This is a genomic window from Stenotrophomonas sp. 1337 (assembly GCF_031455455.1).
Classification (GTDB): Bacteria; Pseudomonadota; Gammaproteobacteria; order Xanthomonadales; family Xanthomonadaceae; genus Stenotrophomonas; species Stenotrophomonas indicatrix.
Map to the genome: position 1 here is coordinate 60,023 of NZ_JAVDSR010000014.1, position 26,066 is coordinate 86,088.

The 26,066-nt window shown below is 66.8% G+C and carries 26 protein-coding genes and 4 tRNA genes; 14 read left to right on the forward strand and 16 right to left on the reverse strand.

Going from position 1 to position 26,066, the window contains the following annotated elements:
- Nucleotides 1–255 precede the first annotated feature (255 nt).
- From J2X70_RS17410 to J2X70_RS17455, 10 genes are all read right to left on the reverse strand, one after another.
- Nucleotides 256–332 (reverse strand) — tRNA-Arg (locus J2X70_RS17410).
- Nucleotides 333–364: 32 nt separating this feature from the next.
- Nucleotides 365–441: transfer RNA gene (locus J2X70_RS17415), tRNA-Arg, on the reverse strand.
- 58 nt (nt 442–499) lie between these two features.
- Nucleotides 500–576 (reverse strand) — tRNA-Arg (locus J2X70_RS17420).
- The gene (locus J2X70_RS17425; RefSeq protein WP_309911415.1) at nt 567–1,493 is read right to left on the reverse strand and encodes an alpha/beta fold hydrolase; all 927 of its coding nucleotides are present in this window, start codon (nt 1,491–1,493) and stop codon (nt 567–569) included. Before J2X70_RS17425 ends, J2X70_RS17420 begins: the two co-directional genes overlap by 10 nt.
- The gene (gene thiD / locus J2X70_RS17430) at nt 1,490–2,299 is read right to left on the reverse strand and encodes a bifunctional hydroxymethylpyrimidine kinase/phosphomethylpyrimidine kinase (RefSeq protein ID WP_032977907.1); all 810 of its coding nucleotides are present in this window, start codon (nt 2,297–2,299) and stop codon (nt 1,490–1,492) included. The genes J2X70_RS17425 and thiD overlap by 4 nt, the downstream gene beginning before the upstream one ends.
- 319 nt (nt 2,300–2,618) lie before the next feature.
- Nucleotides 2,619–3,287 carry a YoaK family protein gene (locus J2X70_RS17435; RefSeq protein ID WP_309911417.1) on the reverse strand — a complete coding sequence of 223 codons (669 nt, stop codon included), beginning with the start codon at nt 3,285–3,287 and terminating at the stop codon, nt 2,619–2,621.
- 10 nt (nt 3,288–3,297) lie between these two features.
- Entirely contained in the window at nt 3,298–3,804 is a 507-nt protein-coding gene (locus J2X70_RS17440) for a hypothetical protein (protein ID WP_099783589.1), read from the reverse strand.
- Complete coding sequence (locus tag J2X70_RS17445; RefSeq protein WP_025879446.1) at nt 3,801–5,201, reverse strand: PhoH family protein; 1,401 nt, start codon at nt 5,199–5,201, stop codon at nt 3,801–3,803. Before J2X70_RS17445 ends, J2X70_RS17440 begins: the two co-directional genes overlap by 4 nt.
- Before the next feature lie 84 nt (nt 5,202–5,285).
- Nucleotides 5,286–5,765, reverse strand: coding sequence for a peroxiredoxin (locus tag J2X70_RS17450; protein ID WP_032977901.1), 480 nt, complete (start codon nt 5,763–5,765; stop codon nt 5,286–5,288).
- 91 nt (nt 5,766–5,856) lie between these two features.
- Complete coding sequence (locus J2X70_RS17455; protein WP_025879444.1) at nt 5,857–6,417, reverse strand: glycine cleavage system protein R; 561 nt, start codon at nt 6,415–6,417, stop codon at nt 5,857–5,859.
- Nucleotides 6,418–6,581: 164 nt separating this feature from the next.
- Between J2X70_RS17455 and dapA the strand changes: the two genes are divergently transcribed.
- The gene (gene dapA, locus J2X70_RS17460; protein ID WP_309911421.1) at nt 6,582–7,475 is read left to right on the forward strand and encodes a 4-hydroxy-tetrahydrodipicolinate synthase; all 894 of its coding nucleotides are present in this window, start codon (nt 6,582–6,584) and stop codon (nt 7,473–7,475) included.
- A gap of 32 nt (nt 7,476–7,507) precedes the next feature.
- Nucleotides 7,508–8,023 carry a hypothetical protein gene (locus J2X70_RS17465; RefSeq protein WP_025879442.1) on the forward strand — a complete coding sequence of 172 codons (516 nt, stop codon included), beginning with the start codon at nt 7,508–7,510 and terminating at the stop codon, nt 8,021–8,023.
- 476 nt (nt 8,024–8,499) lie between these two features.
- On the opposite strand, the gene fdxA is transcribed toward J2X70_RS17465, so the two are convergent.
- On the reverse strand, nt 8,500–8,823 hold the full coding sequence (fdxA, locus tag J2X70_RS17470) for a ferredoxin FdxA (RefSeq protein ID WP_005409054.1): 324 nt from the start codon (nt 8,821–8,823) through the stop codon (nt 8,500–8,502).
- A gap of 186 nt (nt 8,824–9,009) precedes the next feature.
- Here fdxA and J2X70_RS17475 point away from each other — a divergent pair, with 186 nt between their 5' ends.
- The gene (locus J2X70_RS17475; protein WP_059063791.1) at nt 9,010–10,434 is read left to right on the forward strand and encodes a sugar porter family MFS transporter; all 1,425 of its coding nucleotides are present in this window, start codon (nt 9,010–9,012) and stop codon (nt 10,432–10,434) included.
- A gap of 461 nt (nt 10,435–10,895) precedes the next feature.
- On the opposite strand, the gene J2X70_RS17480 is transcribed toward J2X70_RS17475, so the two are convergent.
- Nucleotides 10,896–10,970: transfer RNA gene (locus tag J2X70_RS17480), tRNA-Glu, on the reverse strand.
- Nucleotides 10,971–11,019: 49 nt separating this feature from the next.
- On the opposite strand from J2X70_RS17480, the gene pcnB reads away from it, so the two are divergent.
- From pcnB to J2X70_RS17520, 8 genes are all read left to right on the forward strand, one after another.
- Entirely contained in the window at nt 11,020–12,399 is a 1,380-nt protein-coding gene (gene pcnB, locus J2X70_RS17485; protein ID WP_033830828.1) for a polynucleotide adenylyltransferase PcnB, read from the forward strand.
- 3 nt (nt 12,400–12,402) lie between these two features.
- On the forward strand, nt 12,403–12,888 hold the full coding sequence (folK, locus tag J2X70_RS17490) for a 2-amino-4-hydroxy-6-hydroxymethyldihydropteridine diphosphokinase (protein WP_282280227.1): 486 nt from the start codon (nt 12,403–12,405) through the stop codon (nt 12,886–12,888).
- A gap of 34 nt (nt 12,889–12,922) precedes the next feature.
- Entirely contained in the window at nt 12,923–13,738 is an 816-nt protein-coding gene (panB, locus tag J2X70_RS17495) for a 3-methyl-2-oxobutanoate hydroxymethyltransferase (protein ID WP_025878796.1), read from the forward strand.
- Nucleotides 13,735–14,574, forward strand: coding sequence for a pantoate--beta-alanine ligase (panC, locus tag J2X70_RS17500; RefSeq protein WP_032977891.1), 840 nt, complete (start codon nt 13,735–13,737; stop codon nt 14,572–14,574). Before panB ends, panC begins: the two co-directional genes overlap by 4 nt.
- Nucleotides 14,575–14,646: 72 nt before the next feature.
- Nucleotides 14,647–15,141 (forward strand): hypothetical protein, encoded by a 495-nt coding sequence (locus tag J2X70_RS17505; RefSeq protein WP_033830829.1) that lies wholly within the window; start codon nt 14,647–14,649, stop codon nt 15,139–15,141.
- An 87-nt stretch (nt 15,142–15,228) separates the two neighbouring features.
- A complete protein-coding gene (panD, locus tag J2X70_RS17510) occupies nt 15,229–15,609 on the forward strand; it encodes an aspartate 1-decarboxylase (RefSeq protein ID WP_004153087.1) in 381 nt (126 codons plus the stop codon).
- On the forward strand, nt 15,606–17,120 hold the full coding sequence (gene pgi, locus J2X70_RS17515) for a glucose-6-phosphate isomerase (protein WP_059063792.1): 1,515 nt from the start codon (nt 15,606–15,608) through the stop codon (nt 17,118–17,120). The genes panD and pgi overlap by 4 nt, the downstream gene beginning before the upstream one ends.
- Nucleotides 17,121–17,146: 26 nt before the next feature.
- Entirely contained in the window at nt 17,147–18,106 is a 960-nt protein-coding gene (locus tag J2X70_RS17520; protein ID WP_309911428.1) for a hypothetical protein, read from the forward strand.
- A 90-nt stretch (nt 18,107–18,196) separates the two neighbouring features.
- On the opposite strand, the gene J2X70_RS17525 is transcribed toward J2X70_RS17520, so the two are convergent.
- Nucleotides 18,197–18,766, reverse strand: coding sequence for a response regulator transcription factor (locus tag J2X70_RS17525; RefSeq protein ID WP_032952096.1), 570 nt, complete (start codon nt 18,764–18,766; stop codon nt 18,197–18,199).
- Nucleotides 18,763–19,983, reverse strand: a complete 1,221-nt coding sequence (locus J2X70_RS17530) for an ATP-binding protein (protein ID WP_032952097.1) — start codon at nt 19,981–19,983, stop codon at nt 18,763–18,765. Before J2X70_RS17530 ends, J2X70_RS17525 begins: the two co-directional genes overlap by 4 nt.
- Nucleotides 19,984–20,097: 114 nt before the next feature.
- Here J2X70_RS17530 and ispG point away from each other — a divergent pair, with 114 nt between their 5' ends.
- The 3 genes from ispG (at nt 20,098) to J2X70_RS17545 (ending at nt 22,943) form a co-directional block, all read left to right on the forward strand.
- A complete protein-coding gene (gene ispG, locus J2X70_RS17535; protein ID WP_025878802.1) occupies nt 20,098–21,363 on the forward strand; it encodes a flavodoxin-dependent (E)-4-hydroxy-3-methylbut-2-enyl-diphosphate synthase in 1,266 nt (421 codons plus the stop codon).
- Nucleotides 21,344–22,093: a phosphatase PAP2 family protein gene (locus J2X70_RS17540; RefSeq protein ID WP_025878803.1), complete on the forward strand. Its 750-nt coding sequence runs from the start codon at nt 21,344–21,346 to the stop codon at nt 22,091–22,093. The genes ispG and J2X70_RS17540 overlap by 20 nt, the downstream gene beginning before the upstream one ends.
- 202 nt (nt 22,094–22,295) lie before the next feature.
- Nucleotides 22,296–22,943 carry a response regulator gene (locus J2X70_RS17545; RefSeq protein WP_025878804.1) on the forward strand — a complete coding sequence of 216 codons (648 nt, stop codon included), beginning with the start codon at nt 22,296–22,298 and terminating at the stop codon, nt 22,941–22,943.
- A gap of 283 nt (nt 22,944–23,226) precedes the next feature.
- Here J2X70_RS17545 and J2X70_RS17550 read toward each other — a convergent pair whose 3' ends face one another.
- Both J2X70_RS17550 and edd read right to left on the reverse strand, forming a co-directional pair.
- Nucleotides 23,227–23,886 carry a bifunctional 4-hydroxy-2-oxoglutarate aldolase/2-dehydro-3-deoxy-phosphogluconate aldolase gene (locus J2X70_RS17550; protein WP_032977879.1) on the reverse strand — a complete coding sequence of 220 codons (660 nt, stop codon included), beginning with the start codon at nt 23,884–23,886 and terminating at the stop codon, nt 23,227–23,229.
- Between the two features lie 237 nt (nt 23,887–24,123).
- Nucleotides 24,124–26,040, reverse strand: a complete 1,917-nt coding sequence (gene edd / locus J2X70_RS17555; RefSeq protein WP_025878806.1) for a phosphogluconate dehydratase — start codon at nt 26,038–26,040, stop codon at nt 24,124–24,126.
- Nucleotides 26,041–26,066 lie beyond the last annotated feature (26 nt).

A 26,066-nucleotide genomic window follows, 5' to 3' on the forward strand; every position in this document is an offset into this window, starting at 1 on the left:
GGATCTACCGCAGATCGCGGTGATCTGTCAGGGGCGGGGTGGTGTCGGAGTGCGGGGTGTCCGCGGCATGGATGCCGCGGCCAAGCCCCCATGGACGGGTTTACGGCGTCCCCGCACTCCGACACCGCCCCGCCATCCCACGGAATGCCAGCTGTTGCTGTTGCTTGTGCAGTGGCCTCTGCAGGTGCAGGGCGCAGCCCTGCCGAAAAACACACATAAAAAAACAGCAGGCCGGGGCCTGCTGTTTCGGTGTAATGGTGCGCCCGGAGAGATTCGAACTCCCGACCGCCTGGTTCGTAGCCAGGTACTCTATCCAACTGAGCTACGGGCGCCAATTACATAAACTTGTTGTGTTGATCGTGTGTGGTGCGCCCGGAGAGATTCGAACTCCCGACCGCCTGGTTCGTAGCCAGGTACTCTATCCAACTGAGCTACGGGCGCGCGGTACACAATCAAATTTTACTGCACTTCCAGCGGCGGATGCTGAAGGTCTGTCGAGTGGTGCGCCCGGAGAGATTCGAACTCCCGACCGCCTGGTTCGTAGCCAGGTACTCTATCCAACTGAGCTACGGGCGCCCTGCGACAGGAGCGGAATTATGCGGATGTCGGCGCGAGTCGTCAACGCTTTTGTGAAAATTTTCACCCAACTGAATGAAAAACGCCTCTGCGACAGCCTCCGGGTGTTTCATCCACGCGAAGTGATCGGCCTGCGTACCCAGCTCCTGCGCAGAAAGCACGCGTAATTCCGAGGCGACATTCGGCAGTTTCGCCAGCAGCGCCTGCATTGATCCGCTTGGCGCCAGCCAATCGTCTTCCATCAGCACCGCCTGCGCACTGCCATGCACGCGCGCCATCTGCGCATCCAGGTCCTCGTCCATGCCTGCGGCGGCGTAGTGATTGCTCAGCCCTACGCGTGCCCAGTCGGCGATCAGTCCGCGTGCTTCGGTGCCGCCGAAACCGAGCCGGCGCCCGTGCAGCACGCCCTGGCGCCGCGCGATCCACGGCAGGAAGCGATAGATCAGTGGCAGCAGCCAACCGCGTGGTGGCGGGAACGTGCGCCAGAACGGTGTGCCGCTGGCGGCCAGCCACCATCGATCGAACGCCTGTGGTTGGCGTCCGGCGTGCACGCAGGCCAGCTGCCCACCCAGGCTGTGGCCACCGATGATCCATGGCAGTACCTCCTGCGCGTCATCGGCATCGGCGAGCAGGGCCTGGCTGGCCGGCAGATCGTGGTCGAGAATCTGCCGGTAGCCCCAATCCTGGCTGCGCGACGGGCGCAGCGAGCTGCTGCCATTGCCACGCCATTCGTGCAGGTAGACCGCCACGCCCCTGGCTGCAAGTGCCTGCGCCAGTGGTACGTAGTGGCGCGCGGCCACGCCCAGCGCCGGCAGCCACAACAGCCGTGCCAGCGGCTGTGCGGGCACACAGGCGATCACGTCGAAACGGTGGCCATCGCCGCTGTTCACAGTGAGCGCGTGTAGCGAATCGCTCATGCGTGGGGCGCCGCGCCGAAGTGGTCCAGTACCAGCACCTCGCTGCGACCGGGCGCATAGCCCTGCTGCAATCCGCGCGCTACGTAGTCGATGCCGGCTTCGCAGGCGTTGGCCAGGCTCAGCCCGTTGCAGAGCTGCGCGGCGATGGCCGAGGCCAGCGTGCAGCCGGTGCCATGCGCATCCAGTGGCAGGCGGGCATGGATGAATTCTTCGCTGCTGACGCCGTCGAAGTAGCGGTCGACCACGCGGTTGCCTTCGTGCAGGTGCCCGCCCTTCAGCAGCACTGCACCGGCGCCCAGATCAAGGAGCGAGGCGGCGGCCCGCTCTGCATCGTTGCCATCGGCGATGCTGCGGCCGACCAGCAGCTCCGCTTCGGGTGCATTGGGGGTGACCAGGGTGGCCAGTGGCAGCAGCCGTTGGCGCATTGCCTGCAGCGCGCTGTCCTCCAGCAGGCGCGCACCGCTGGTGGCCACCATCACCGGGTCGAGCACCACGTGCGGTGGTCGATGGCGTTCCAGTGCATCGGCCACCGCGTGGATCACCTCGGCGTTGGCCAGCATGCCCAGCTTCACCGCGTGGATGTCGAAGTCGTCGAAGCAGGCTTCGATCTGCGCGCGCAGGAAGTCGATCGGTGGCACGTGCACGGCGCGGACACCGCGGGTGTTCTGCGCGGTCAGTGCGGCGATCACCGACAGCCCATGCACGCGATGCGCGGCGAAGGCCTTCAGGTCGGCCTGGATGCCGGCGCCGCCGCCGGAGTCGGAGCCAGCGATGGTCAGGGCGGAAACAGGGGTGGTCGGGCTCATGCAGCGATTGTGCCGTGCTGCCTTGCCAGGGGGTAGTGCCGGCCGGGCTGCGCCCGGCACCGGCAGAAGCCGGGGCAACAGCAACAGCGGCTCTGGATTTCTGCGGGGGAGGCGGGGCGGTGTCGGATTGCGGGGACGCCGCAAGTACGTCCTTGTAGGCTTGGCCGCGCCATCCATGGCGCGGACACCCCGCAATCCGACACCGCCCCGCCTTCGATAGCTTCCTGGTGACGGTCAGTAGATCCACGCCATGCGTGGATATCGCGGAAAAGATCGGATGGACAACGTAGATCCACGCCATGCGTGGATGACGCCATGCTCAACGCCGCCAGCGTGCCCACTGCTGGTAGGACACATAGCCCAGCCCGGTCAGTCCGGTCAGCAGGGCAGGGGCCAGCAGGGCGTCGTATTGCCAGCGCACGAACAGCCAAGCGCCGATCACGCCGCCAGCAAGGAAGCCGCTGATGATCAGGCCGCTCAGGGTCAGGCGTCGTACCTGCAGCGGCAGCCCGCGCAGCAGGTGGCCCAGGCCGATGCCGAGATCGGTGAACATGCCGCTGAGATGAGTGGTGCGTACGACGGCACCACTGAAGGTGGTGGCCATCGCATTCTGCAGTCCGCAGGCCATCGCGGCCGCCAATGCGCCCCATATCTGATGCTGCTTGAACAGCGGAATGGCCGCCAGCAGCAACAGCGATTCCAATGTCAGCGCCACGCCGTAGCGCCGGCCGAGCTGCAGTGCGCTGTCCTGGATCAGCAGTCCGCTGACCATCGCGCCCAGCGAAAACGCGATCAGCAGCCCCCACAAATGGCCGACCGCGCGCCAGTCACCTTGCGCCAGTGCCATGCCAAGCTGGCTGGTGCTGCCGGTCATGTGGCTGACCGCCTGGTGTTCAAAACCGAGGAAGCCAACCACATTGACCATGCCGGCCACGCACGACAGGGCGACCGCGCCGATCCAGACCCAGGTGGGCAGGCGGATTCCCATGGCAGGCCCCTCAGGGCCCGCCGAAGCCGCCGTTGAACTGCAGCTCGCTGAAGGTCCCGCTGGCCGGGTCGAAGACCGCGCCCCAGAACTGCGCGCCGCCATCGCAGACCCGCACCGCTTCGCGGGCGGGCCGCAGGCTGTTGTTTTCAGGCAGATGGAACGCGTTGATGTAGATCACCTGCTTTCCGTCCAGCTCGATGCCGACGTACTGGCGATCGAAATCCAGCACGTGTGGCACCTGCGCTTCCAGCGATGCCAGCTTCGCTTCCAGCTGGTCCACCTGCTGCCGGCTCGGTGCCCAGTAGCCGCTGACCCGCCCGGCCTCGCGGCCGGGGCTGGGGCGCGAGCAGGTGTCGAGCACCTGCGCGGCGATGATCGGGCGGGTGACCACCCAGGACTGGCCACTGCGTTCTGTGGTTGGCACGCTGGCCGGTCCCTGCGTGGTCGCGCAGGCACCGAGCAGCGTGGCAATGGCGACCGCCAGCGATGGCAGCAGCAGACGGGTGCAGCGGTTCACAACACCTCCGAGGCGTAATCGGCCAGCCGCGAGCGTTCACCGCGACGCAGCGTGATGTGCGCGCTGTGTGGCCAGTTCTTGAATCGGTCCACGGCGTAGGTCAGGCCCGACGTGGTTTCGGTCAGGTATGGGGTGTCGATCTGTTCGACGTTGCCCAGGCAGACGATCTTGGTGCCGGGGCCGGCACGGGTGATCAGCGTCTTCATCTGCTTGGGGGTCAGGTTCTGCGCCTCGTCCAGGATCAGGTAACGCGACAGGAACGTACGGCCGCGCATGAAGTTCATCGAGCGGATCTTGATGCGGCTGGCGAGCAGGTCGTTGGTGGCCTGGCGGCCCCAGGTGCCGCCTTCCTGGTTGTGCGTCAGCACTTCCAGGTTGTCGGTCAGCGCGCCCATCCACGGCGTCATCTTCTCTTCCTCGGTACCGGGCAGGAAGCCGATGTCCTCGCCGACGCTGACCGTGGCGCGGGTCATGATGATCTCGCGGTAGCGCTGCTGGTCCATCGTCTGCGCCAGGCCGGCGGCCAGTGCCAGCAGGGTCTTGCCGGTGCCGGCGGTACCGAGCAGGGTGACGAAGTCGATCTCCGGATCCATCAGTGCGTTGAGTGCGAAGTTCTGCTCGCGGTTGCGCGCGCTGATGCCCCACACGGCATGGCTGCCGTGGCGGAAGTCATCGACCAGCGACAACACCACCTTGCCATCGCCGACGATCCTGCTGACGCGCAGCTCGACTTCGTCTTCGCCCGGCAGGTACACGTACTGGTTCGGGTACCACTCTTCGCCGTCCTGGGCGAGGATTTCGTAGTGCGTGCGGCCCTTGTCGCTCCAGCTGCGCAGATCCTCGCCGTGGCGCTTCCAGAAGTCTTCCGGCAGCTCGGTGGCGCCGGTGTAGAGCAGGCTGAAATCGTCCAGCGCGCGGTCGTTCTCGTAGTCTTCCGAGACGATGCCGGCGATGGCCGCCTTGATGCGCAGGTTGATGTCCTTGGAGACGAACACCACCGGGATCTCCGGCGTTTCTTCCTTCAGCGCCAGGATCGCGCCGAGGATGGCGTTGTCCGGGATGACCTTGCCAAAGCTCTTGCCCGCGTCGAAATGGCTGGTCTGGAAGCGCAGCAGGCCCACGCTCTGCTTGCCGCGCAGCTGCAGGCCCTGCGGCCGCTGCAGCGGAATGCCCTCGGCCAGGTTGTCCAGGCCCGAAGCCTGCACCAGCTCGTTGAGGAAGCGGCTGACCTGGCGGGCATTGCGGCTCGCTTCGGTCGTGCCCTTCTTGCCGTTGTCCAGCTCCTCGATCACCTGCATGGGCAGGTAGACATCGTGCTCCTCGAATTTGAACAGCGCGGTGGGATCGTGCATCAGCACGTTGGTATCCAGCACGTAGATGCGCTTGCCTCGGGTCATCATCGGTTCCTGGTTACGGACAGGGAAAAACCACCACGGCCTGCTGCAGGGCAGGGTGGTGGCGGACAAAGTGGGCGATGGGACTCACTTGGACTGATTGGCCTTCAGTTCGGCGAGGACGGCGTCGGCATGGCCGGCGACCTTGACCTTGCGCCATGACTGCACGATGCGGCTGTCGGGGGAAATCAGGAAGGTGCTGCGCTCGATGCCACGTACCTGCTTGCCGTACATGTTCTTCATCTTGATCACGTCGAAGGCGCTGCACAGCGCTTCGTCGGCATCACTGACCAGCGGGAACGCGAAGCCCTGCTTGGCACAGAAGTTGTCGTGGGACTTCACCGAGTCGCGGGAGACGCCAAGCACGACCGCGCCCGCTTTCCTGAAGTCGGGCAACAGTGCGTTGAAGTCGATGCCCTCGGTGGTGCAGCCCGGGGTGCTGTCCTTGGGGTAGAAGTACAGCACCAGCCACTGGCCGGCGTAATCGCCGAGGGTGGCCTGGGCGCCGCCGGACAGCGCCAGCGGCAGGGAAAGGGTGGTGCTGTCCAGGGTATCGCCGTTGTTCATGAGGTCCTTCTGTCGAGCCTGGGTTCTTTCTACGACAATTGCATGAAACGCCACGCGCCCGTGAGGAGCGCGCGAAGAATCAGGGTTTCAATCAGAACTTCATCGGGTCCATGATCGCGTCCAGGTTCAAGTGGTCGCAGAACTCGAGGAAATCATCGCGCAGGGCGGCGATATGCATGTTGGCCGGCACGCCGATGGTGACCTGTGCGCTGAACATTTCCGCACCGGTCTGCATGGCGCGGTAGCGCGTGCTCTGCAGGGTCTCGATGGTGATGCCCTGGCGGTCGAAGAAATCGGCCAGCTGGAACAGGATGCCCGGCTTGTCGGCGGCGATCACCTCGACGATGTACGGCAGCAGGTTGGACTGCGCCTGCTTGGCTTCGGTGCGATACCACACCAGCTTCAGGCCTTCCTCGCGCTCGAGCCGGGTCAGCATCGCTTCCAGCTTGGCGACCGAATCCCAGGAGCCGGTGGCCAGCGCGGTCACCGAGACATCGCGGCCCACGGTGGCCAGGCGTGCATCCACCAGATTGCACCCGCTGTCGGCGATGCGGCGGGTGACGGACAACAGGGGGGACTCCGGATGCGTCGTATAGGCGTTGATCAGGAGGTGGTTTTCGCTCGGCGCTGGGCGCGGGGTGGTGTCGGTCAAGGCGATTCCGGGTAATGCATGCGTTAGTCTGAATGCCCGCCAGAGGCGGGGATCCACCGGTGTCCAGCATACTTGCCCGTGCTTTCGCGCCGCAAGTAACATTCAGAACGCCCGCGCCCTTCCGTGGCGGACGTTTTCCCTCCCCAGCCAAGAGCAGCACGTCCTTGTCCCTTTCCGGCCTCATCACCGCGCTGGCGACCCCCTTCCGGGCCGACGGCGCACTCGACCCCGACGGTTGGCAGCGCCTGCTGCACCTGCAGCTGGAGGGCGGCGTCCAAGGCGTTGTCGTTGCCGGCTCCACCGGCGAGGCAGCCACCCTGTCCGATGCGGAGTACGACCAGCTGCTGGCCAGCGCGGTCGAACGCATCGCCGGCCGCGTTCCGGTCCTGGCCGGTACCGGCCTGTCCGGCACCGCCAAAACCATCGAACAGACCCGCCGTGCTGCCGCGCTTGGCGCCACCCACGCGCTGGTGGTCACCCCGCCGTACGTGCGGCCGACCCAGGCTGGCCTGATCGCGCATTACCGCGCGGTCGCCGACCAGGCCGGAATGCCGGTGGTGCTGTACAACGTGCCTGGCCGCACCGGCTGCGACATGCTGCCGGAGACCGTGGCCGAGCTCGCCAGCCATCCGAACATCGTCGGCATCAAGGAAGCGGTGGGCGATACCGGCCGCGTGCGGGCACTGCTTGACCTGCGCAGCCCGACCTTTGCCGTGCTCACCGGCGATGACGGCACGGCCGCACGTTCGATCCAGGCCGGCATGGACGGTCTGATTTCGGTCGGTTCCAACGTGCTGCCCGGCGCCTATCGCCGGATGTGCGACCTGGCCGCTGCCCGCGACCACGAAGCCGTTGAATCCTGGGACGCTCGCCTGCAGCCGTTCCATGACTTCTGCGGTGTCGAATCCAACCCGATTCCGGTCAAGGCGCTGTTGCGTCGGATCGGCATCGGTCACGATCTGCGCCTGCCGCTGCTGCCGCTTTCTGCCGCACACGCGCCTGCCGCCGACCATCTCGCCGGCGATATCGCCGCCCTCGAAGCCCTTTCCAGCCACTGACCTTCCGTCTTGGTCTGATCCAGGAGATTCACATGCGCCAATCCGTTTCCGCCGTCCGCGTGCTGTCCTTCGCGCTCCTTGCCGTGGCCACCGCAGCCGGCACCACCGGTTGCTTCAAGCGTGGCGTCAAGGGCGACTACGCTCTGGCCCCGGAAGTGCGTCCGCTGGAAGTGCCGCCGGACCTGAACCTGCCGGCAGGCGCCGGCAACAACCAGGTGCCGACCCTGAGCTCGGCGACCAAGCCGGCCACCCCGGCCGCCGCTGCCCCCGCCGTCAGCGCCACCGGTTTCACCATTGCCGGCAGCAAGGATGAAGCCTTCGCCAAGGTCGGTACCGCGCTGGAAGGCGTGGAAGGCCTGACCATCGCTACCCGCGCGCAGCTGCTGGGTTCGTACGACGTGGCCTATGAAGGCAGCAACTTCCTGGTCCGCGTGGTCGCCGTCGACGCCGGTGCCTACATCTCCGCGGTCGACCCGCGTGGCCTGCCGGCCACCGCCGAAGCCCCGGTGAAGCTGATTGCCGCGCTGAAGGCCAAGCTGGCCCCGTAATGGCTGGTTGGGCGGGTGCGGACCCTGCTGGTTCGCACCTGCCGTGGTAGAGGCCGACCCTGGTCGGCGCCTTTGTGCCAACCAAGGTTGGCAGCTACCAGGGCCAGAACGGAAAAGGGCGCCTTGGGCGCCCTTTTCATTGCCTGCTGGTTCGCACCCGTCGTGGTAGGGGCCGACCTTGGTCGGCGCTTTTGTGCCAACCAAGGTTGGCAGCTACCAAGGCCAGAACGGAAAAGGGCGCCCTGGGCGCCCTTTTCATTGCCTGCTGGTTCGCACCTGCCGTGGTAGAGGCCGACCCTGGTCGGCGCCTTTGTGCCAACCAAGGTTGGCAGCTACCAGGGCCGGAACGGAAAAGGGCGCCCTGGGCGCCCTTTTCATTGCCTGCTGGTTCGCACCTGCCGTGGTAGAGGCCGACCTTGGTCGGCGCTTTTGTGCCAACCAAGGTTGGCAGCTACCACGGCCATGGTGCCTGCGCCTCAGCGCTCCAGCAACTTCAGCTTGTCCGGCTTGCCATCCCACTCACCGGCGTCGGCCGGCGGGTCCTTGCGCACGGTCAGCACCGGCCATTCCTTCGCCAGTTCTGCATTGAGGGCGACGAAACCTTCCTGGCCGGCGGGAACATCGTCTTCCGGGAAGATCGCGTTGACCGGGCACTCGGGTTCGCAGAGGGTGCAGTCAATGCACTCGTCCGGGTCGATCACCAGGAAGTTCGGGCCTTCGTGGAAGCAATCCACGGGACACACTTCCACGCAATCGGTGTGTTTGCACTTGATGCAGTTTTCGGTGACGACAAATGGCATGGGTAGAGGGCGAATCGCTTTCTGAACCTGCCAATTCTAGAACAGGTTGGCCCCCGGTGTCGGTTGCCGTGTGAAAGTGGGGCGGATGGGCGGCCCGAAGACCCATTTGGCGGCGTGCCCGCCCTGTGCGACGCTGCCAGGGCCGCCGGCCCGCTTCGGTCGGCCCCCTTCCTTGCAGGATCCTTCATGTCGCCAGTCCAGCCCGGTGCCGCCTCCAACGGCGGTGAGAACACTGCCTTCATCGTCCTGATCAGTTGCGCCGCCACCCTCGGCGGGTTCCTGTTCGGCTTCGATAGTGGCGTCATCAATGGCACCGTCGATGGCCTGCGCCAGGCCTTCAACTCCAGCGAGGCCGCGCTCGGCTTCGAGGTCGCCTCGATGCTGCTGGGGTGCGCGATCGGCGCGTTCGTGGCCGGTTGGCTTGGCGATCGGCTGGGACGTCGCGGCGTGCTGATCGTGGCGGCCGTGATGTTCCTGGTGTCGGCGCTGGGCGCCGGCGCTGCACATGCCTCCTGGTTGTTCGTCTGCGCACGCGTGCTCGGCGGGTTCGCTGTCGGTGCGGCCAGCGTGATGTCGCCGGCCTACATCGCCGAAGTCGCCTCTGCGCGCTATCGCGGCCGGCTGGCGACCGTGCAGCAGATGGCGATCATCTGCGGCCTGTTCGCAGCGTTCCTCAGCAACTATCTGCTGGCCCGGGCGGCGGGTGCGTCGACCGAGCCGCTCTGGCTGGGGCAGGAAGCCTGGCGCTGGATGTTCTGGATGCAGGCACTGCCGTCGCTGCTGTTCCTGCTGTTGTTGCTGGTGATCCCGGAAAGCCCGCGCTTCCTGGTGATGAAGGGCCGGCAGGCGCAGGCGAGGGCGGTGCTTGGCCGGTTGTACGGCGAACGTGCCGCGGTGAACAAGCAGGCCGAGATCGAAGCCAGCCTGTCCCAGGACCAGCACAAGCCGCGATTCGGCGACCTGATCAACAAGGCCACCGGCAAGCTGCGCCCCATCGTCTGGGTCGGCATCGGCCTGGCGATGTTCCAGCAGCTGGTCGGCATCAATGTGGTGTTCTATTACGGCGCGGTGCTGTGGCAGGCGGTGGGTTTCTCGGAAAGCGATGCGCTGCTGATCAACGTCCTGTCCGGTGCCCTGAGCATCGGCGCCTGCCTGCTGACGGTGGTGCTGATCGATCGCATCGGCCGCAAGCCGCTGCTGTGGGTCGGTTCGGTCGGCATGTCGGTGGCCCTGGTGCTGATGGTGGTGGCCTTCGCCAGCGGCAGCCTGGCCGAGGGGCGCCTGCAGCTGTCCGACGGCATGGGCCGGTTGGCGCTGGTAGCGGCCAACGTCTATGTGGTGTTCTTCAACATGTCGTGGGGCCCGGTGATGTGGGTGATGCTGGGCGAGATGTTCCCGAACCAGATCCGCGGCCCGGCGTTGGCCGTGGCGGGTGCGGCGCAGTGGACCTCGAATTTCGCGATCACCGTGACCTTCCCGATGCTGCTGGCCGGCATCGGCCTGGCCGGTGCGTACGGCATCTACACCGTCGCCGCGATCCTCTCGATCATCTTCGTCATCCGCTACGTGCGCGAGACCAAGGGCAAAGAGCTGGAGCAGATGGAAGGCTGATGGCTTGGCCTGAGTTTCAGCGCCTCCCTGTTCCGAGGGGAGGCGGCAGGCCAGCCGCTCCAGGACACGCCGTATACCCATCCATGGGGGCTCGATGGCGCCATCCATGGCGCCAACGGTCCTGGAGCAGCTGGCCTGCGGCCTCTCGACAGATCGCGGGTGGCGGACACACGCAAGCGCGTCCGGGCTGATCTGCTGCGGAGGAGCGAGGCTGTTCTTGATCTTGCCGCCGGCGCGGGAATTGTCAGGAGGGGGCGGGCCACCCTGTCCTGGACCGTTGGCGCCATGGATGGCGCCATCGAGCACCATGGATGGGCTTTTGCGTGTCCAGGACAGGGTGGCCCGCCCCCTCCCTCACAGGAACAAGGAGGCGCTCAAGCGACCAGCCCAGTCGGCGACACGAATCCGGAAAACAGAAAAGCCCGCACAAGGCGGGCTTTTTCGGTTCCTGCTGCGGCGACTGGTGCTCCCTAGGGGACTCGAACCCCTGTTTTAGCCTTGAGAGGGCCACGTCCTAACCACTAGACGAAGGGAGCAGTGTGTCGCTGCCGGTGCAGGAGCGCTAGTATATGCACCTCGATGCCATTGGGCAATCCCGAAACTTCAACCGGAAGCGCCAACATCATTTCCTCTGCTACATCACCGTTCAGCCTGCGCGTCATCCCGCGCGACCAGCACACGATCTCCCGCAAGGACATCAGCCCGAACGCTTTGCGCGTGCTTTATCGACTGCGCGATGCCGGCTTCGGCGCCTACCTTGTCGGCGGCGCGGTGCGCGATCTGCTGGTCAATGGCCAACCCAAGGATTTCGACGTGGCCACCGATGCCACGCCCGAACAGGTCAAGCAGTTGTTCCGCAACTGCCGCCTGATCGGCCGCCGTTTCCGCCTGGCCCATGTTGTGTTCGGCCGCGAGATCATCGAAGTCGCCACCTTCCGTGCCAACATCGATGACGGCAGCGGCGACCGCGAGATGGAAAACGGCATGCTCGTGCGCGACAACGTGTACGGCAGCATCGAAGACGACGCCATCCGCCGCGACTTCACCTGCAATGCCCTGTATTACGCCATCGAGGACTTCTCGGTGCGTGACTACACCGGCGGCTTCGAAGACGTGCAGGCACGCCTGATGAAGCTCATCGGCGACCCGGTGCAGCGTTACCAGGAAGACCCGGTGCGCATGCTGCGTGCGGTCCGCCTGGCGGCCAAGCTCGGCTTCCAGATCGAAGAGGGCACTGCCGCACCGATCCCGCAGCTGGCCGGCCTGCTCAACGAAGCCGCACCGGCGCGTCTGTTCGAGGAAGTCCTGAAGCTGTTCCTGTCCGGGCATGGCGTTGCCAGCTTCGAAGGACTGGAACGCTACGGCCTGTTCGACGTGCTGTTCCCGGAAAGCGCCAAGGCGCTGAAGTCGAACCGCACCGGCGCGCTGCGCCGCATGCTGGTCGAGGGCCTGGCCAACACCGATGCACGCGTGGCCAATGACGAGCCCGTGTCGCCGGCGTTCCTGTTCGCGCTGCTCCTGTGGCCGGCGTATTGCCGCGCACAGGCAACGCTGCTCAAGCAGGGCGTGGCACCGGAAGAGGCACAGCGTCGTGCCGCCGACCGTGTCACCGTGCAGCAGCTGAGCACCATTGCATTGCCGCGCCGTTTCTCGCTGCCGATGCAGGAGATTTGGCTGCTGCAGGCGCGCTTCAGTTCGCGCCAGCGCAAGCGCGTGATGCGCACGCTCAGCCACCCCCGTTTCCGTGCCGCCTTCGATTTCCTGGCCCTGCGCCAGGTGGCATCGGCAGAGCACGAAGCCGACGTCGCGTTCTGGCGCGAAGCGCAGGCGCAGTCCGGGCATGAGCTGGATTCGTCGCTGGATTCCCTGCACAGCGATGCCGGCGATGAGGAGGGTGGAGCGCCGCGCAAGCGTCGTCGTCGCCGTCGTCGTCCCGATGGCGCAGCTGCCGGTGCTGCCGAGTAATCCATGACCGGTGCCTGGATCGGGCTGGGCGCCAATCTTGGCGACGCAGCCAACACCGTCCGCGCGGCCATTGCCGCGCTGGACGAGCTGCCCGGAACCCGGCTGACGCAGGCCTCGCGGTTGTACGCGACGCCGGCATGGGGCAACCAGGACCAGCCACCGTTCGTCAACGCAGTGGCCTCGGTCGACACCGATCTGCCCGCCGTCGAGCTGCTGCAGGCCATGCTCGCGCTGGAGCAGCGCTTCGGCCGCGTACGCGACCCCGCCGTGCACTGGGGGCCGCGTGCGCTGGATCTGGACCTGCTGCTGTTCGGCGAGCAGGTGCTGGACCTGCCCGAGCTGAAGGTGCCGCATCCCTACCTGCACGAGCGTGCTTTCGTGTTGGTGCCATTGGCCGAAATCGCCGCCGATCTGGCCATTCCCGGCCACGGTCGCGTACGGGATGCAGTGATGCGGGTGGATGCCTGCGGGATCGCGCCGTTAGGGTGATAATGCCCGGGTTATCTCCCCCGGTTATCAGCACATGAGCACCCACGCAGACAGCAAGCCCTGGACCGTTCCCGCCCTGGCCGAGGCCAAGCGCAATGGCCAGAAGCTGGTCATGTTGACCGCCTACGACGCAGGCTTCGCCCGCACCTTCGATGCAAATGGCGTCGACCTGATCCTGATCGGCGATTCGCTGGGCATGGTCGTGCAGGGGCACGATTCGACCCTGCCGGTGACCGTCGCCGACATGGTCTATCACACCCGCGCAGTCGCCCGCGTGCTGCAGCGTGCGCTGCTGATCGCCGACCTGCCGTTCGGCGCCGATGCCACCCCGGAACGCGCGCTGGATGCTTCGCTGCAGCTGCTGCAGGCGGGTGCGGAGATGGTCAAGATCGAAGGCGCCGGCTTCAAGGTCGACATCATCCGCTACCTGGTCGAGCGCGAGATCCCGGTCTGTTCGCACCTGGGCCTGACCCCGCAGTCGGTGCTGCGCCTGGGTGGCTTCAAGATCCAGGGTCGTGGTGATGCCGCGCGCCAGCTGGTGGACGATGCCAAGGCCGTGGCTGAAGCCGGTGCCAGCATCATGGTGCTCGAATGCGTGCCGACCCCGGTTGCCGCCGCCGTCACCGCCGCGGTGCCGGTGCCGACCATCGGTATCGGTGCCGGTCCGCAGTGCGACGGCCAGGTGCTGGTGCTGCACGATTTCCTCGGCCTGGACAGCGGCCACCGTCGCCCGAAGTTCGTCAAGGACTTCCTGGCTGAAGGCGGTTCGGTGGCCGGCGCCACCCGTGCCTACGCCGATGCCGTGCGCGATGGCAGCTTCCCCGACGAAGAACACGCGTACGCCCAATGATCCAGACCTTCAACGAACTCGGTGCGCTGCGCGCGCAGATCGCGCAGTGGAAGGGCGAGGGCCTGCGCGTGGCGCTGGTGCCGACCATGGGCAACCTGCACGGCGGGCACCACGCGCTGGTCACCCTGGCAAAGCAGTACGCCGACAAGGTCGTGGCCAGCATCTTCGTGAACCCGACACAGTTCGGGCCGAACGAGGATTTCAGCCGCTATCCGCGCACCCCCGAAGCCGATGTGGCCGGGCTGGAGCAGGTGGGCTGCGATGCGGTGTGGCTGCCCAGCGTGGAAGCGATGTACCCGCTGGGCGTGGACAAGACCACGCAGATGCATGCGCCTGGCGTCAGCGAGGTGCTGGAAGGCGCCAGCCGCCCGGGCCATTTCGATGGCGTGTGCACGGTGGTGGCGCGGCTGTTCCTGCAGGTACAGCCGGATGTGGCCGTGTTCGGCCGCAAGGACTACCAGCAGCTGGCGGTCATCAAGCAGATGGTGGCCGAGCTGTCGTTCCCGATCCAGATCGTCGGTGCCGAGATCGTGCGTGATGAGGATGGCCTGGCCAAGAGCTCGCGCAACCAGTACCTCAGCGCCGAACAGCGCCCGCTCGCGACCACCCTCCACCGCACCCTGCTGGGCATGCGCGAAGGCTATGTGGCCGGGCACGCGCGTGAACGCATCGAGGCCGACGCCGTCGCTGCGCTGCAGGCAGCGGGCTTCCAGGTGGATTACGCGGTACTGCGCACTCCGGAGCTGGCCGAGCCGAGTTTCGATGGCGGCGGCCGCGTGGCCCTGATCGCCGCGCGCCTGGGCACCACCCGGTTGATCGACAACCTGGAGTTCTGAACCGCCCCGCGCGGTTGTGCAGGGCGCCCGCAGTGGGCGCCCGTGTTCGCCGGACAAGGATGACCTGCCGATATGACCTCGTTTCCAGCCAGCCCCGGCCGCCGCGCCGTGGCGGCGATCCTGGCGGTGTTCGCCGCCGCGCTGCTGCCTTCGCTGGTGATCGGTGGCCTGATTGCCGGTCTCAGTCTCGGCCAGGAAGTGGCCACGGCCGCGCTGGCGGCCGCATTGATGTTCGTGCTGGCCTTCGCCCACGCCGTGGCGGTGCTGCTGCCGATGGGCCTGATCCTGCTGTCTTCCGGCCGCCTGCGCTGGGTGTGGTTCGCGCTGGTCGGGGCAGGGCTGGGCGCGCTGGCCATGGCCACCTGTGCCTGGCCCGACGGCTCTGGCGGCGCTCTGATGAGCCCGCTGTCCTCTGCGGGCAACTTCGACTGGGCCAGCTATGCCTTCTCGGTACTGGTGGCCGCCGGATTCGGCCTGATGGCCGGACTGGCGTTCCATGCCGTGTTCCGGGCCGTGCTGGCCGGTGCCGCGGCGCCATCGCCGGGCGCGCAGCAGCGCACCGGCTGAACGGTCTTCAGCATCCTGCGGCCGCTACCTGACCGCTGCCGCGTGGGTGCTAGAATCCGCTCTTTCCTTTGCCGTTGCAGCGCCCCCATGCACCTGTCCCTGCTCAAGACCAAGATCCACCGCGCCACCGTCACCCATTCCGAGCTGAACTACGAAGGCTCCATCGCCATCGATGACAACCTGCTGGCTGCCACCGGCATCCGTGAGTTCGAGCAGGTGCACATCTGGGACGTGACCAACGGTGCGCGCTTCTCGACCTATGCGATCCGCGCCGAAGCCGGCAGCGGCGTCGTCTCGCTCAATGGTGGCGCCGCGCGCCACGTGCAGGTCGGTGACATCATCATCATTGCCGCCTTCGCCAGCATGACCGAGCAGGAAGCCGACAGCTTCAAGCCGAAGCTGGTGTACGTGGATGGCAACAACCAGATTTCCCACACCAACGACACGATCCCGACCCAGGCCGCATGACAACGAACAACGGATTCGACTCGCTGCATTCCCACGCCCAGCGCCTGAAGGGCGCAAGCATTCCCGGCCTGCTCGCCGCCGAACCCGGCCGTGTACAGGACCTGGCGCTGCGGGTCGGTCCGTTGTATGTCAACTTCGCCCGGCAGAAATACGATGCCGCAGCGTTGCAGGCGCTGTTGGCGCTGGCTGCCGAACGTGATGTCGGTGGTGCCATCACGCGCCTGTTCCGTGGCGAGCAGGTCAACCTGACCGAAGGCCGCGCTGCGCTGCATACCGCGTTGCGCGGTGATGTAGTCGATGCGCCGGTGGCGGCCGAGGCCTATGCCACCGCGCGCGGCATCCGCCAGCGCATGGGCGTGCTGGTGCGCGCGCTGGAAGACAGCGGCGTGACCGATGTGGTCAGCGTCGGCATTGGCGGTTCCGATCTCGGCCCGCGACTGGTCGCCGATGCGCTGCGCCCGGTCACAGGCGCACGCCTGCGCGTGCATTTCGTGTCGAACGTGGACGGCGCCGCCATGCAGCGCACGCTGGCCACGCTGGATCCGGCGAAGACCGCCGGCATCCTCATTTCCAAGACCTTTGGTACCCAGGAAACCCTGCTCAACGGCCAGATCCTGCATGACTGGCTGGGCGGCAGCGACCGTCTGTACGCGGTCAGCGCCAATCCGGAACGCGCCGCCAAGGCCTTCGCCATTGCCGCCGAGCGCGTGCTGCCGATGTGGGACTGGGTGGGCGGCCGCTATTCGCTGTGGTCGGCCGTCGGTTTCCCGATCGCACTGGCCATCGGCTTCGAGCGCTTCGAGCAGCTGCTGGAAGGTGCCGCGCAGATGGATGCGCATGCGCTGGACGCACCACTGGAGCGCAACCTGCCGGTGCTGCACGGCCTGACCGACATCTGGAACCGCAATCTGCTGGGCCACGCCACGCATGCGGTGATGACCTACGACCAGCGCCTGGCGCTGCTGCCGGCCTACCTGCAGCAGCTGGTGATGGAAAGCCTGGGCAAGCGCGTGCAGCGCGATGGCCAGCCGGTCACCACCGACACCGTGCCGGTGTGGTGGGGCGGTGCGGGCACCGATGTGCAGCACAGCTTCTTCCAGGCGCTGCACCAGGGCACCAGCATCATCCCGGCCGATTTCATCGGCTGCGTGCACAACGATGATCCGTATACGGTCAACCACCAGGCGCTGATGGCCAACCTGCTGGCGCAGACCGAAGCACTGGCCAACGGCCAGGGCAGCGACGATCCGCACCGCGATTACCCGGGCGGCCGCCCGAGCACGATGATCCTGCTCGACGCGCTCACCCCGCAGGCGCTGGGCGCCTTGATCGCGATGTACGAGCACGCGGTGTACGTGCAGTCGGTGATCTGGAACATCAACGCTTTCGACCAGTTCGGTGTCGAACTGGGCAAGCAGCTGGCCAGTGGCCTGCTGCCGGCCCTGCAGGGCGAGGATGTCCAGATCAATGATCCGCTGACCCGTGAGCTGCTGGCGCAGCTGAAGGGCTGAGCGCGGCGCGCCGGATGCGTGCGTCGATGCACTGGCGCGATCTCGTTCGACGAAGGCAGCCCGAGGTGTGGGCGGGTCTGCACCTGACCGTGCAGGCCCCCGTGCGCCCTGCGCTTGTGGTTTCGGTCTGCCCGCCGGACCGGATACGGGTGGGTACCGAGGAACGCCCCATGTTGTGGGCGAGGGTGGAGCCCGACTACTTCGGTGTGGACCTGCTTCGCAGCGCCTCCCCGGCCTCGCCGGCGATCATTCCACCGATCACGGCTGCCGAGGTGCGGGCGTTGCATTCGGATGATCCGGTGCGGACTGCCGCAGCGTGGGCACGTCATTTCGCACGGGCCCTTACCCGTTCGGATCGATCTCCGCTGGCCCAGGGCGAATGGCTGCTGCAGCCGACGCTGCATGGCCTGGAGCGTGCGCGGATGCCGCTCACGCTCGCGTCAGATGCGCTGGCCCGACCGGCGGTGGATACCTTGGACTGGTCGAGCGTGACGCACGGCGAATGCCTGCCTCCCGTCCTGCTGCGGGCACCGTCTCTGGCCACGGCTGGGCGGGTCAAGGCCTGGGCCAGGCAGGCCCGGGCAGGATCACTGCCACCGGTGCTGCTGATGTGGGTCAGTGGCCTGCAGGCACACGTGGTGCTGGACGGACACGACCGGCTGCAGGCAGCCGTGCAGGAGGGCGCCGATGTGCCGGTGCTGGTTCTGCTGCGTCATGGCGAGCGGTGCGTGGATGAGCAGGGCCTGGCGCGGGCTGACATCATCGTCGAGCGGTCTGGCGGCGCGGACATGACAGTCGAGGCCCGCAACCGACTGCTGCTCGATCTGTATAGCCCTGCGCGCGACGTCCTGCCCAGTCGGGCAGATCTGATGCGTGGTGGGGTGGATCAATGGATTGCAGAAGTGGACGCCGAGGCCAGGCAGGGCGAGGATGTCCAGATCAATGATCCGCTGACCCGTGAGCTGCTGGCGCAGCTGAAGGGCTGACGCGGGCGGGGAATGCCGCCGGGCATGGCCCGGCGCTACCCTTCGTCATGCCGGTAGCGCCGGGCCATGCCCGGCGAATACGACGACGCATCACCGGCTCGGATCGCGTTCCGGGCTCGGCCGCTTGGCCAGCTTGCGCTGCAGCGAACGCCGGTGCATGCCGAGCAGCCGCGCGGCCGCCGACACATTGCCGCCGGTTTCATGCATCGCCTGCTGAATGTGTTCCCACTGCAGGCGGCTGATCGGGGTCATCGCATCAGGCACTTCCATCTCGCCGTCATCGGCGGGGCCATCGTCTTCCTCGCCCAGCGCACGCAGGATCATCGGTACCGTCGATGGTTTCGGCAGGTAGTCGTCGGCGCCCAGCTTGATCGCCTCCACTGCGGTGGCGATGCTGGCATAGCCGGTCACCAGCAGGATCCGCATGTCTGCGCGCAGCGCGCGCAACGGCTGTATCAGGGCCAGGCCGGAATCGCTGCCCAGCTTCAGGTCGATCAACGCGAACGCCGGCGGATGCTGGCGGGCCAGTGCCAGCGCACTGGCCGCATCCTGTGCGGTCTGCGTCTCCAGCCCTTTGCGGGCCAGGCTGCGCTGCAGGGTGCGCAGGTAGAGTTCGTCGTCGTCGACCAGCAGGCCAAGGGTGGAAGCAGTCATGGTCATTCCTCGCGGGGGGCCAACGGCAGGCGGAAGCCGACGCGGCTACCGGCCCCTTGGGCCGGGCGCATCCACATCTCGCCGTCCAGGCGTTCGATGGTGGCATGGGACAGGGCAAGACCGACGCCCATGCCTTCACTCTTGCTGCTGCCGAACAGCTTGCCCGGCAGCACGGCGGCGCGGGCGTTGAAGCCGTGGCCGTAATCGCGCACTTCGCCGATCAGGTCGTCGCCTTCGATGCGCAGGCTGAGATCGACGCGCGGACGGCCGGCCTGCTCGCCGGCATCGGCAGCGTTGTTCAGCAGCACCATCAGCAGGTGGCCGACGCCCGGGTCCAGCGGCAGGCGCAGCGGTGCGTCGTCGTTGCGATGCAGGTCGATGGTCGGGCGCACCAGCCGCCATTGCTCCAGCACCTGCTGGGCCGTGGAGTGGGCGCGCCCGGGGCCGTCATTGGAGGCCGGGGCGGCCAGGGCCAGCACGCGCTCCCGGCACTGCACCAGCAGTTCGCGCAGGGTTTCCATGTCCTCGCGCACTTCCGGTTCTTCGCTGCGTTCGGCCACGTCGTCGGCGAGCAGGGTCATCGTCGCCAGAGGCGTGTTCAGTTCATGCGCCACCGAGGCTGCATGCGTGGCCAGGGCGACGATGCCCTCGTTGCGCGCGAAGCGTTCGCGCAGTGCCGACAGTTCCAGCTCGCGCTCGCGCAGCGCGATCGCCAGCCGGGTAGAGAAGATCAGTACGACCGCAGCGGACAGCAGGAAGGTGGCGATCACGCCCCAGCGATTGAGGTCCAGTGCGTTGAAATAGCCCGCCGGCAGCGGTTGCCCGAACAGTCCGCTGGCGGCGTAGCCCAGCAGGCAGGCGCTGGCCACGGCCAGTGCCCAGCGCAGGGGCAGGGCGAAGGCCGCCAGGGCGATCAGGATCAGGAACAGCGAGCCGAACGGATTGGCGATGCCGCCGCTCCAGCTGACCATCCAGGTGAGGATGATCACGTCCACCAGGATGTGGCCGAAGGCGGTCAGCGGCGCGGTATCGGCCGGCTCCGGGCGCAGCTGCGTATACAGGTTGAATACGGCGAGCACGGCCACGCCCGACCACAGCGGCAGTTGCGGCAAGGGCAGTCCCAGCACCCAGGTCGCAACCAGGATGGTGGCCGCCTGGCCAGCCACGGCCAACCAGCGCAGGCTGCACAGGGTTCGGAGAAACGGGGCGTCGGGACCGGTCATTCGCGCCCATCGTATGCGTTCGCGGGGACGGCTGCCTGCGACAATCGGCCGCAGCCGGACTGTGGCCTGAATGCGACACACCCGGAAGGTCGGGGCGGGCGTTAGAATGCCCGCATGCATGACGCCGTCACCCGCCCTACAGCCCCCTCCGATGCCACTTCCTGGCCCCGTCGCCTGACCCAAGCGGTCCAGATCGGTGGAGTCACCGTGGGCGGTGGCAAGCCGGTCGTGGTGCAGTCGATGACCAATACCGACACGTCCGATGTGGCGTCCAGCGTCAAGCAGGTCGCTGAGCTCTGGCGTGCCGGCTCGGAAATGGTGCGCCTGACCGTCAACACGGTCGAAGCGGCCGCGGCGATCCCGCGCATCGTCGACAAGCTGGCGATGATGGGCATCGACGTACCGCTGATCGGCGACTTCCACTACAACGGCCACCAGCTGCTGACGGCCGAGCCGGCCTGCGCCGAAGCACTGGCCAAGTACCGCATCAACCCGGGCAACGTAGGCTTCGGCAAGAAGAAGGACCTGCAGTTCGCGCAGCTGATCGAGTTCGCCATCCGCTACAACAAGCCGGTGCGCATCGGCGCCAACTGGGGCTCGCTGGACCAGGCCCTGGCGGCCAAGCTGATGGACGAGAACAACCACCGCGAACAGCCCTGGGACGCCGGCCGCGTGCTGCGCGAGGCGCTGATCCGTTCGGCACTGGATTCGGCCGAGCAGGCCGTCGAGCTGGGGTTGCCGCGCGATCGCATCATCCTGTCGGCCAAGGTCAGCGGCGTGCAGGAGCTGATCGCGGTCTACCGCGACCTGGCCCAGCGTTCGGACTTCGCCCTGCATCTGGGCCTGACCGAAGCCGGTATCGGCAGCAAGGGCATCGTCGCCTCGGCGGCGGCGCTCAGCGTGCTGCTGCAGGAAGGCATCGGCGACACCATCCGCATTTCGCTGACGCCCGAACCGGGCCAGTCGCGCACGCAGGAAGTGATCGTCGCCCAGGAACTGCTGCAGACCACCGGCCAGCGCGCCTTCACTCCGCTGGTCACGGCGTGCCCGGGCTGCGGCCGTACCACCTCGGAATTCTTCCAGGAGCTGGCCAAGGTGGTGCAGAACCACGTGCGCGAAAAGATGCCGCTGTGGAAGATCCAGCACCCGGGTGCGGAGAACATGACCCTGGCGGTGATGGGCTGCGTGGTCAACGGGCCGGGTGAGTCGCGGCATGCCAACATCGGCATCTCGCTGCCGGGCACCGGTGAAGCACCGTCGGCACCGGTGTTCGTCGATGGCGAGAAGAAGGTGACCCTGCGTGGCGAGAACATCGCCCAGGAATTTGTCGCCCTGATCGATGATTACGTTGAACGCACCTATGTCCGAAGCGCCGGGTAAGCCGACGATCCTCGCTGCACCGGAGCCCGCCTCCGGCTTCCGCCACTGGATGGCGCGCAATGCCTGGCGGCTGCTGCTGCTGTTTGCCGGCGTGCTGCTGCCGCTGGCCGGATTCGTCGCCCTGGCCGACGAGGTGCACGAGTTCGAATCCTTCCATTTCGATGCGCCGCTGCTGTGGCAGATGCACGGCCTGCATTCGCCGTGGCTGGACCATGTGTTCGTGCTGCTGTCGAAGCTGGGCTACGAGTGGTTCCTGATCCCGGCCGATGTGCTGATTGTCGGTGCACTGGCCTGGCACCGGCGTTGGCGTGAAGCGACCTTCGTGGCGGTGAGCTTCGTAGGGTCGGCGCTGCTCAACATGGGCAGCAAGCACTTCTTCCAGCGCGACCGGCCCAGCCTGTGGGAATCGATCGCGCCGGAATCCACGTTCAGTTTTCCCAGTGGCCACGCGATGGGCTCGATGACCCTGGCGGTCACCCTGGTGCTGCTGGCCTGGAACACCCGCTGGCGCTGGCCGGTACTGCTGCTGGCGCCGTCGTTCAGCCTGCTGGTAAGCGTTTCCCGGGTCTATCTGGGGGTGCATTACCCCTCCGACATCCTCGCCGGGTGGTGTGCCGCGCTGGTTTGGGTGGTAGGGTGCTATCTGGTCATGTTCAGCCGCCGTCATCCATGGCGACGGCACGGTTCGCCGCCAGCGACGGCCAGCGAAGCGATCACGCAAGGGGAGTGACGTGGATGCCCTCCCAAGGGCGTCTACCTGAGGGACGGGTTGTTTCGTTGTAACGGGTTCTGCAGGGCAAGGGGCACGATCAGTGCGTGAAGAATGTGATGCGCAAGGCAGAACGCCGGAATTGCGCAACATCCGCGCTTGCAGTGGTCAGGTGCTCCTGCCTAGGTTGACCCGTATTGGCCGCATTCGAAGAGGTACGTGAATGACGATTCGAGTCTACCTGGTGGATGACCATGCGTTGGTCCGCACCGGGATGAAAATGATACTGTCGAGTGAAACCGACATTGAAGTGGTGGGCGAGGCCGAAACGGGCGAAGACGCGCTGCCCGCGATCCGCCAGCTGCAACCGGACGTGGTGTTGTGTGATCTGCACCTGCCCGGCGTAAGCGGGATGGAAGTAACCGAGCGCATCGTTCGTGGCCACCGCAGCACGCGGGTGGTGATCGTGTCGGTGCTGGAAGACGGTCCGCTGCCCAAGCGCCTGCTCGAAGCCGGGGCTGCCGGTTACATCGGCAAGGGCTGCGATGCGCAGGAACTGCTGCGTGCGGTGCGCGACGTGGCCGCCGGACGACGTTACCTGGGCACGAGCATCGCGCAGAACCTGGCGTTGTCCACCGTGGAAGGCAACGGCTCGCCGTTCGACAACCTGTCGCCGCGTGAGCTGGAAGTGGCATTGCTGCTGACCCAGGGCCTGCGCCAGGAAGACATCGCCCGCCGTCTGAGCCTGAGCGCGAAGACGGTCAATACGCACAAGGCGCGGTTGTTCGAGAAGATGGGAATCCACGACAACATCGCGTTGGCGCGGATGGCCAGCCAGTACGGGCTGGTGGATCCGGCGCGGCCGCTGTAAGGATTTCAGCCAACGGCTGAGCCCCTCGCGGTGGTGCGACGGAGTTCGTGGGGTGGCCCTGCGGAGGGATCGCGCAGGGGACGCCGTGAATCCATCCCTGGAGGCTCGGGCGCGCCATCCATGGCGCTTACGCCCCTGCGCGATCCCTCCGCAGGGCCACGGACAGGTTCCGTGTGTCGCCACCGCGGAATGAAGAAGGGAACGGAAGGAGCGGGTCGCGCGCTTTGCGCGCTTGGGGGCGGATCCCTTTCCCGGCGGGAAAGGGCTCTCACCCCGCAGTGCGTCAGTGACCGCGTACGCGCTTGACGATCTTCGCGGCCTGCGCGGCGCTTTCGCGCACCTTGTCCCACTGGCCGGCGTCGATCCAGTTGCCCGGCACCATCCACGAGCCACCGATGCAGACCACGTTCTTCTGCTCCAGGTACTCGGCGGCGGTGTTCTCGGTGATGCCACCGGTCGGGCACAGCTTGAGGTCGGCGATCGGGCCGGCTACGCCCTTGATCATCGCCAGGCCGCCCACGGCCGTGGCCGGGAACAGCTTGCACACGCGGAAACCGCGCGCGTAGAGCGCCAGCAGTTCGGTCGGCGTCGCCGCACCCGGTACCACCGGCAGCGGTGCCGCAGCCAACGCATCGGCCAGCACCGGCGGCGTGCCCGGGGTCACCAGGAAATCGGCGCCCGCATCGATCGACTGCTGCATCTGCTCCACCGTCAGCACCGTACCGGCGCCGACCACCACATCCGGCAGCTCACGCTTGAGCATCGCCAGCGCTTCCATCGCCACCGGCGTACGCAGCGTCAGCTCGATCGCCGGCAATCCGCCTTCCAGCAGCGCCGCGCTGACCGCACGTGCCTGGTCCAGCGTATGAATCGTCACCACCGGCAGGATGCCGGCCGCATGCAACAGCTCCGCCGCCCGCACCTGATGTTGTTCGATACCCATAGCTCTGCTTCTGCCTTTGCTTTCGCTCTAGTTGTGCTTTCAATGATCACTTCGCGGCGTATCGGCGCCGGAAACTGTGATGCGGCGGAGGGCAGGGCGTCGCCAGGACCGTTCGCGCCATGGATGGCGCGATCGAGCCTACAGGGATGTATTTACGGCGTGTCCTGGCGACGGCCTGCCCTTCGCCGCCCCCTGGAAACCAACCGCCGCCACATACCCGCAACGCGCTTCAATCCCTCAGGCGTCCTTCGCCTCATGCGGCGCCGCCGCCGCAGCAGCATCGTGCCCCAGCTCATACTCCGCGTCGTAGTCCCACGGCCCACCGTCAGCCGCCGCCGGACCGCACGAAATCGAGATCGCGCCCTGATCGGCCGGACCCACCACGCGCCGGTTGATCGCGAACAGGTTGCGGCCCAGGTCATTGGCGGCCGGCGCCGTATTCGGCGCATGTGTACGCGCGGCCCATTCGGCTGCGTCCACCAGCACTTCAAGCGTGCCGGCCTCACCATCCAGGCGGATGATGTCGCCCTCGCGCACCTTGCCCAGCGGACCACCGCGTGCAGCTTCCGGCGTCACGTGGATGGCGGCGGGAATCTTGCCCGACGCACCGGACAGGCGACCATCGGTGACCAGCGCCACGCGCCGACCCTGGTTCTGCAGCAGGCCCAGCAGCGGCGCCAGCGAATGCAGTTCCGGCATGCCGTTCGCGCGCGGACCCTGGTAACGCACCACCGCCACGAAATGCTCGGGCAGCAGGCCGCCGGCGTGCAGCTTGTTCAGCACCTGCGGCGCATCAACTACCACGGCCGGCGCTTCGATGGTGCGGTACTGCGGCTTCACTGCCGACAGTTTGATCAGCGACTTGCCAAGGTTGCCGCGCAGCAGGCGCAGGCCGCCCTGGCTCTCGAACGGGTTGTCGACACCGCGCACCACTTCTTCATCGGCGCTGCGTTCCAGGCCCGGCAGGTACACCAGCTTGCCATCACGCAGCTGCGGCTCGCGCGCGTAGTCGGCCATGCCGCCACGGGCCACGCTGACCAGGTCACCATGCATCAGGCCGGCCTTGATCAGTTCACCGAACACGAACGCCGGGCCACCCGCTGCAGCGAAGCGGTTCACGTCGGCCTCGCCGTTCGGATAGACGCGCGCCAGCAGCGGGATCAGCTGCGACAGCTCGTCGAAGTCGTCCCAGGTCAGCACGATGCCGGCCGCACGTGCCACCGCGATCCAGTGGATGGTGTGGTTGGTCGAGCCGCCGGTGGCCATCAGCGCGATGATCGCGTTGATGATCGCGCGCTCGTCGATGATCCGGCCCAGCGGACGGAAGTCGTCGCCCAGCGCGGTGATGTCCAGTGCGCGCTCGGTGGCTTCGCGGGTCAGTGCATCGCGCAGCGCCGTGTCCGGATTGACGAACGATGCGCCCGGCAGCTGCACGCCCATCGCTTCCAGCAGCACCTGGTTGGAATTGGCGGTGCCGTAGAAGGTGCAGGTGCCTGCGCCGTGGTAGGACGCCGATTCGGCTTCCAGCAGTTCTTCGCGGGTGGCTTCGCCGGCGGCGTAGCGCTCGCGCACTTCGGCCTTCTGCTTGTTGGGAATGCCCGGCGTCATCGGGCCGGCCGGCACGAACACCGCCGGCAGATGGCCGAAGGCGAGGGCGCCGATCAGCAGGCCCGGCACGATCTTGTCGCACACACCGAGGTACACGGTGGTATCGAACATGTCGTGGCTGAGCCCGATCGCGGTGGCCTGGGCAATGACATCGCGCGAGAACAGCGACAGCTCCATGCCGCCACGGCCCTGGGTGACGCCGTCGCACATCGCCGGCACAGCGCCGGCCACCTGTGCCGTCGCGCCCAGTTCGCGGGCCACCGCACGGATCTGTTCGGGATAGGTCTCGAACGGCTGGTGCGCCGACAGCATGTCGTTGTAGGCGGTGATGATGCCCAGGTTGGCCGTCACGCCGCCGCGCAGGCGGCTCTTGTCGGTGCCGCCACAGGCGGCGAAACCGTGGGCGAGGTTGCCGCAGCTGAGGCGGCTGCGGAACGGGCCATCGCGCAGGGAGGCGTCGATCGCTGCCAGATAGGCGGCGCGCGAAGCGGCGCTGCGACGGATGACGCGCTCAGTGATGGCTTGCAGTTGCGGATGGAGGCTCATTGGCTACCGGCGTTCGAGGTGGCGAG

Excerpts from the sequence above, each read along its gene's own strand:
- J2X70_RS17425 (WP_309911415.1), bottom strand. The coding sequence starts at position 1,493 with ATGAGCGATTCGCTACACGCGCTCACTGTGAACAGCGGCGATGGCCAC.
- thiD (WP_032977907.1), bottom strand. The coding sequence starts at position 2,299 with ATGAGCCCGACCACCCCTGTTTCCGCCCTGACCATCGCTGGCTCCGAC.
- J2X70_RS17435 (WP_309911417.1), bottom strand. The coding sequence starts at position 3,287 with ATGGGAATCCGCCTGCCCACCTGGGTCTGGATCGGCGCGGTCGCCCTG.
- J2X70_RS17445 (WP_025879446.1), bottom strand. The coding sequence starts at position 5,201 with ATGACCCGAGGCAAGCGCATCTACGTGCTGGATACCAACGTGCTGATG.
- J2X70_RS17450 (WP_032977901.1), bottom strand. The coding sequence starts at position 5,765 with ATGAACAACGGCGATACCCTGGACAGCACCACCCTTTCCCTGCCGCTG.
- J2X70_RS17465 (WP_025879442.1), top strand. The coding sequence starts at position 7,508 with ATGCGCCAATCCGTTTCCGCCGTCCGCGTGCTGTCCTTCGCGCTCCTT.
- fdxA (WP_005409054.1), bottom strand. The coding sequence starts at position 8,823 with ATGCCATTTGTCGTCACCGAAAACTGCATCAAGTGCAAACACACCGAT.
- J2X70_RS17475 (WP_059063791.1), top strand. The coding sequence starts at position 9,010 with ATGTCGCCAGTCCAGCCCGGTGCCGCCTCCAACGGCGGTGAGAACACT.
- folK (WP_282280227.1), top strand. The coding sequence starts at position 12,403 with ATGACCGGTGCCTGGATCGGGCTGGGCGCCAATCTTGGCGACGCAGCC.
- panB (WP_025878796.1), top strand. The coding sequence starts at position 12,923 with ATGAGCACCCACGCAGACAGCAAGCCCTGGACCGTTCCCGCCCTGGCC.
- panC (WP_032977891.1), top strand. The coding sequence starts at position 13,735 with ATGATCCAGACCTTCAACGAACTCGGTGCGCTGCGCGCGCAGATCGCG.
- J2X70_RS17505 (WP_033830829.1), top strand. The coding sequence starts at position 14,647 with ATGACCTCGTTTCCAGCCAGCCCCGGCCGCCGCGCCGTGGCGGCGATC.
- panD (WP_004153087.1), top strand. The coding sequence starts at position 15,229 with ATGCACCTGTCCCTGCTCAAGACCAAGATCCACCGCGCCACCGTCACC.
- pgi (WP_059063792.1), top strand. The coding sequence starts at position 15,606 with ATGACAACGAACAACGGATTCGACTCGCTGCATTCCCACGCCCAGCGC.
- J2X70_RS17520 (WP_309911428.1), top strand. The coding sequence starts at position 17,147 with ATGCACTGGCGCGATCTCGTTCGACGAAGGCAGCCCGAGGTGTGGGCG.
- J2X70_RS17525 (WP_032952096.1), bottom strand. The coding sequence starts at position 18,766 with ATGACCATGACTGCTTCCACCCTTGGCCTGCTGGTCGACGACGACGAA.
- J2X70_RS17530 (WP_032952097.1), bottom strand. The coding sequence starts at position 19,983 with ATGACCGGTCCCGACGCCCCGTTTCTCCGAACCCTGTGCAGCCTGCGC.
- ispG (WP_025878802.1), top strand. The coding sequence starts at position 20,098 with ATGCATGACGCCGTCACCCGCCCTACAGCCCCCTCCGATGCCACTTCC.
- J2X70_RS17540 (WP_025878803.1), top strand. The coding sequence starts at position 21,344 with ATGTCCGAAGCGCCGGGTAAGCCGACGATCCTCGCTGCACCGGAGCCC.
- J2X70_RS17545 (WP_025878804.1), top strand. The coding sequence starts at position 22,296 with ATGACGATTCGAGTCTACCTGGTGGATGACCATGCGTTGGTCCGCACC.
- J2X70_RS17550 (WP_032977879.1), bottom strand. The coding sequence starts at position 23,886 with ATGGGTATCGAACAACATCAGGTGCGGGCGGCGGAGCTGTTGCATGCG.
- edd (WP_025878806.1), bottom strand. The coding sequence starts at position 26,040 with ATGAGCCTCCATCCGCAACTGCAAGCCATCACTGAGCGCGTCATCCGT.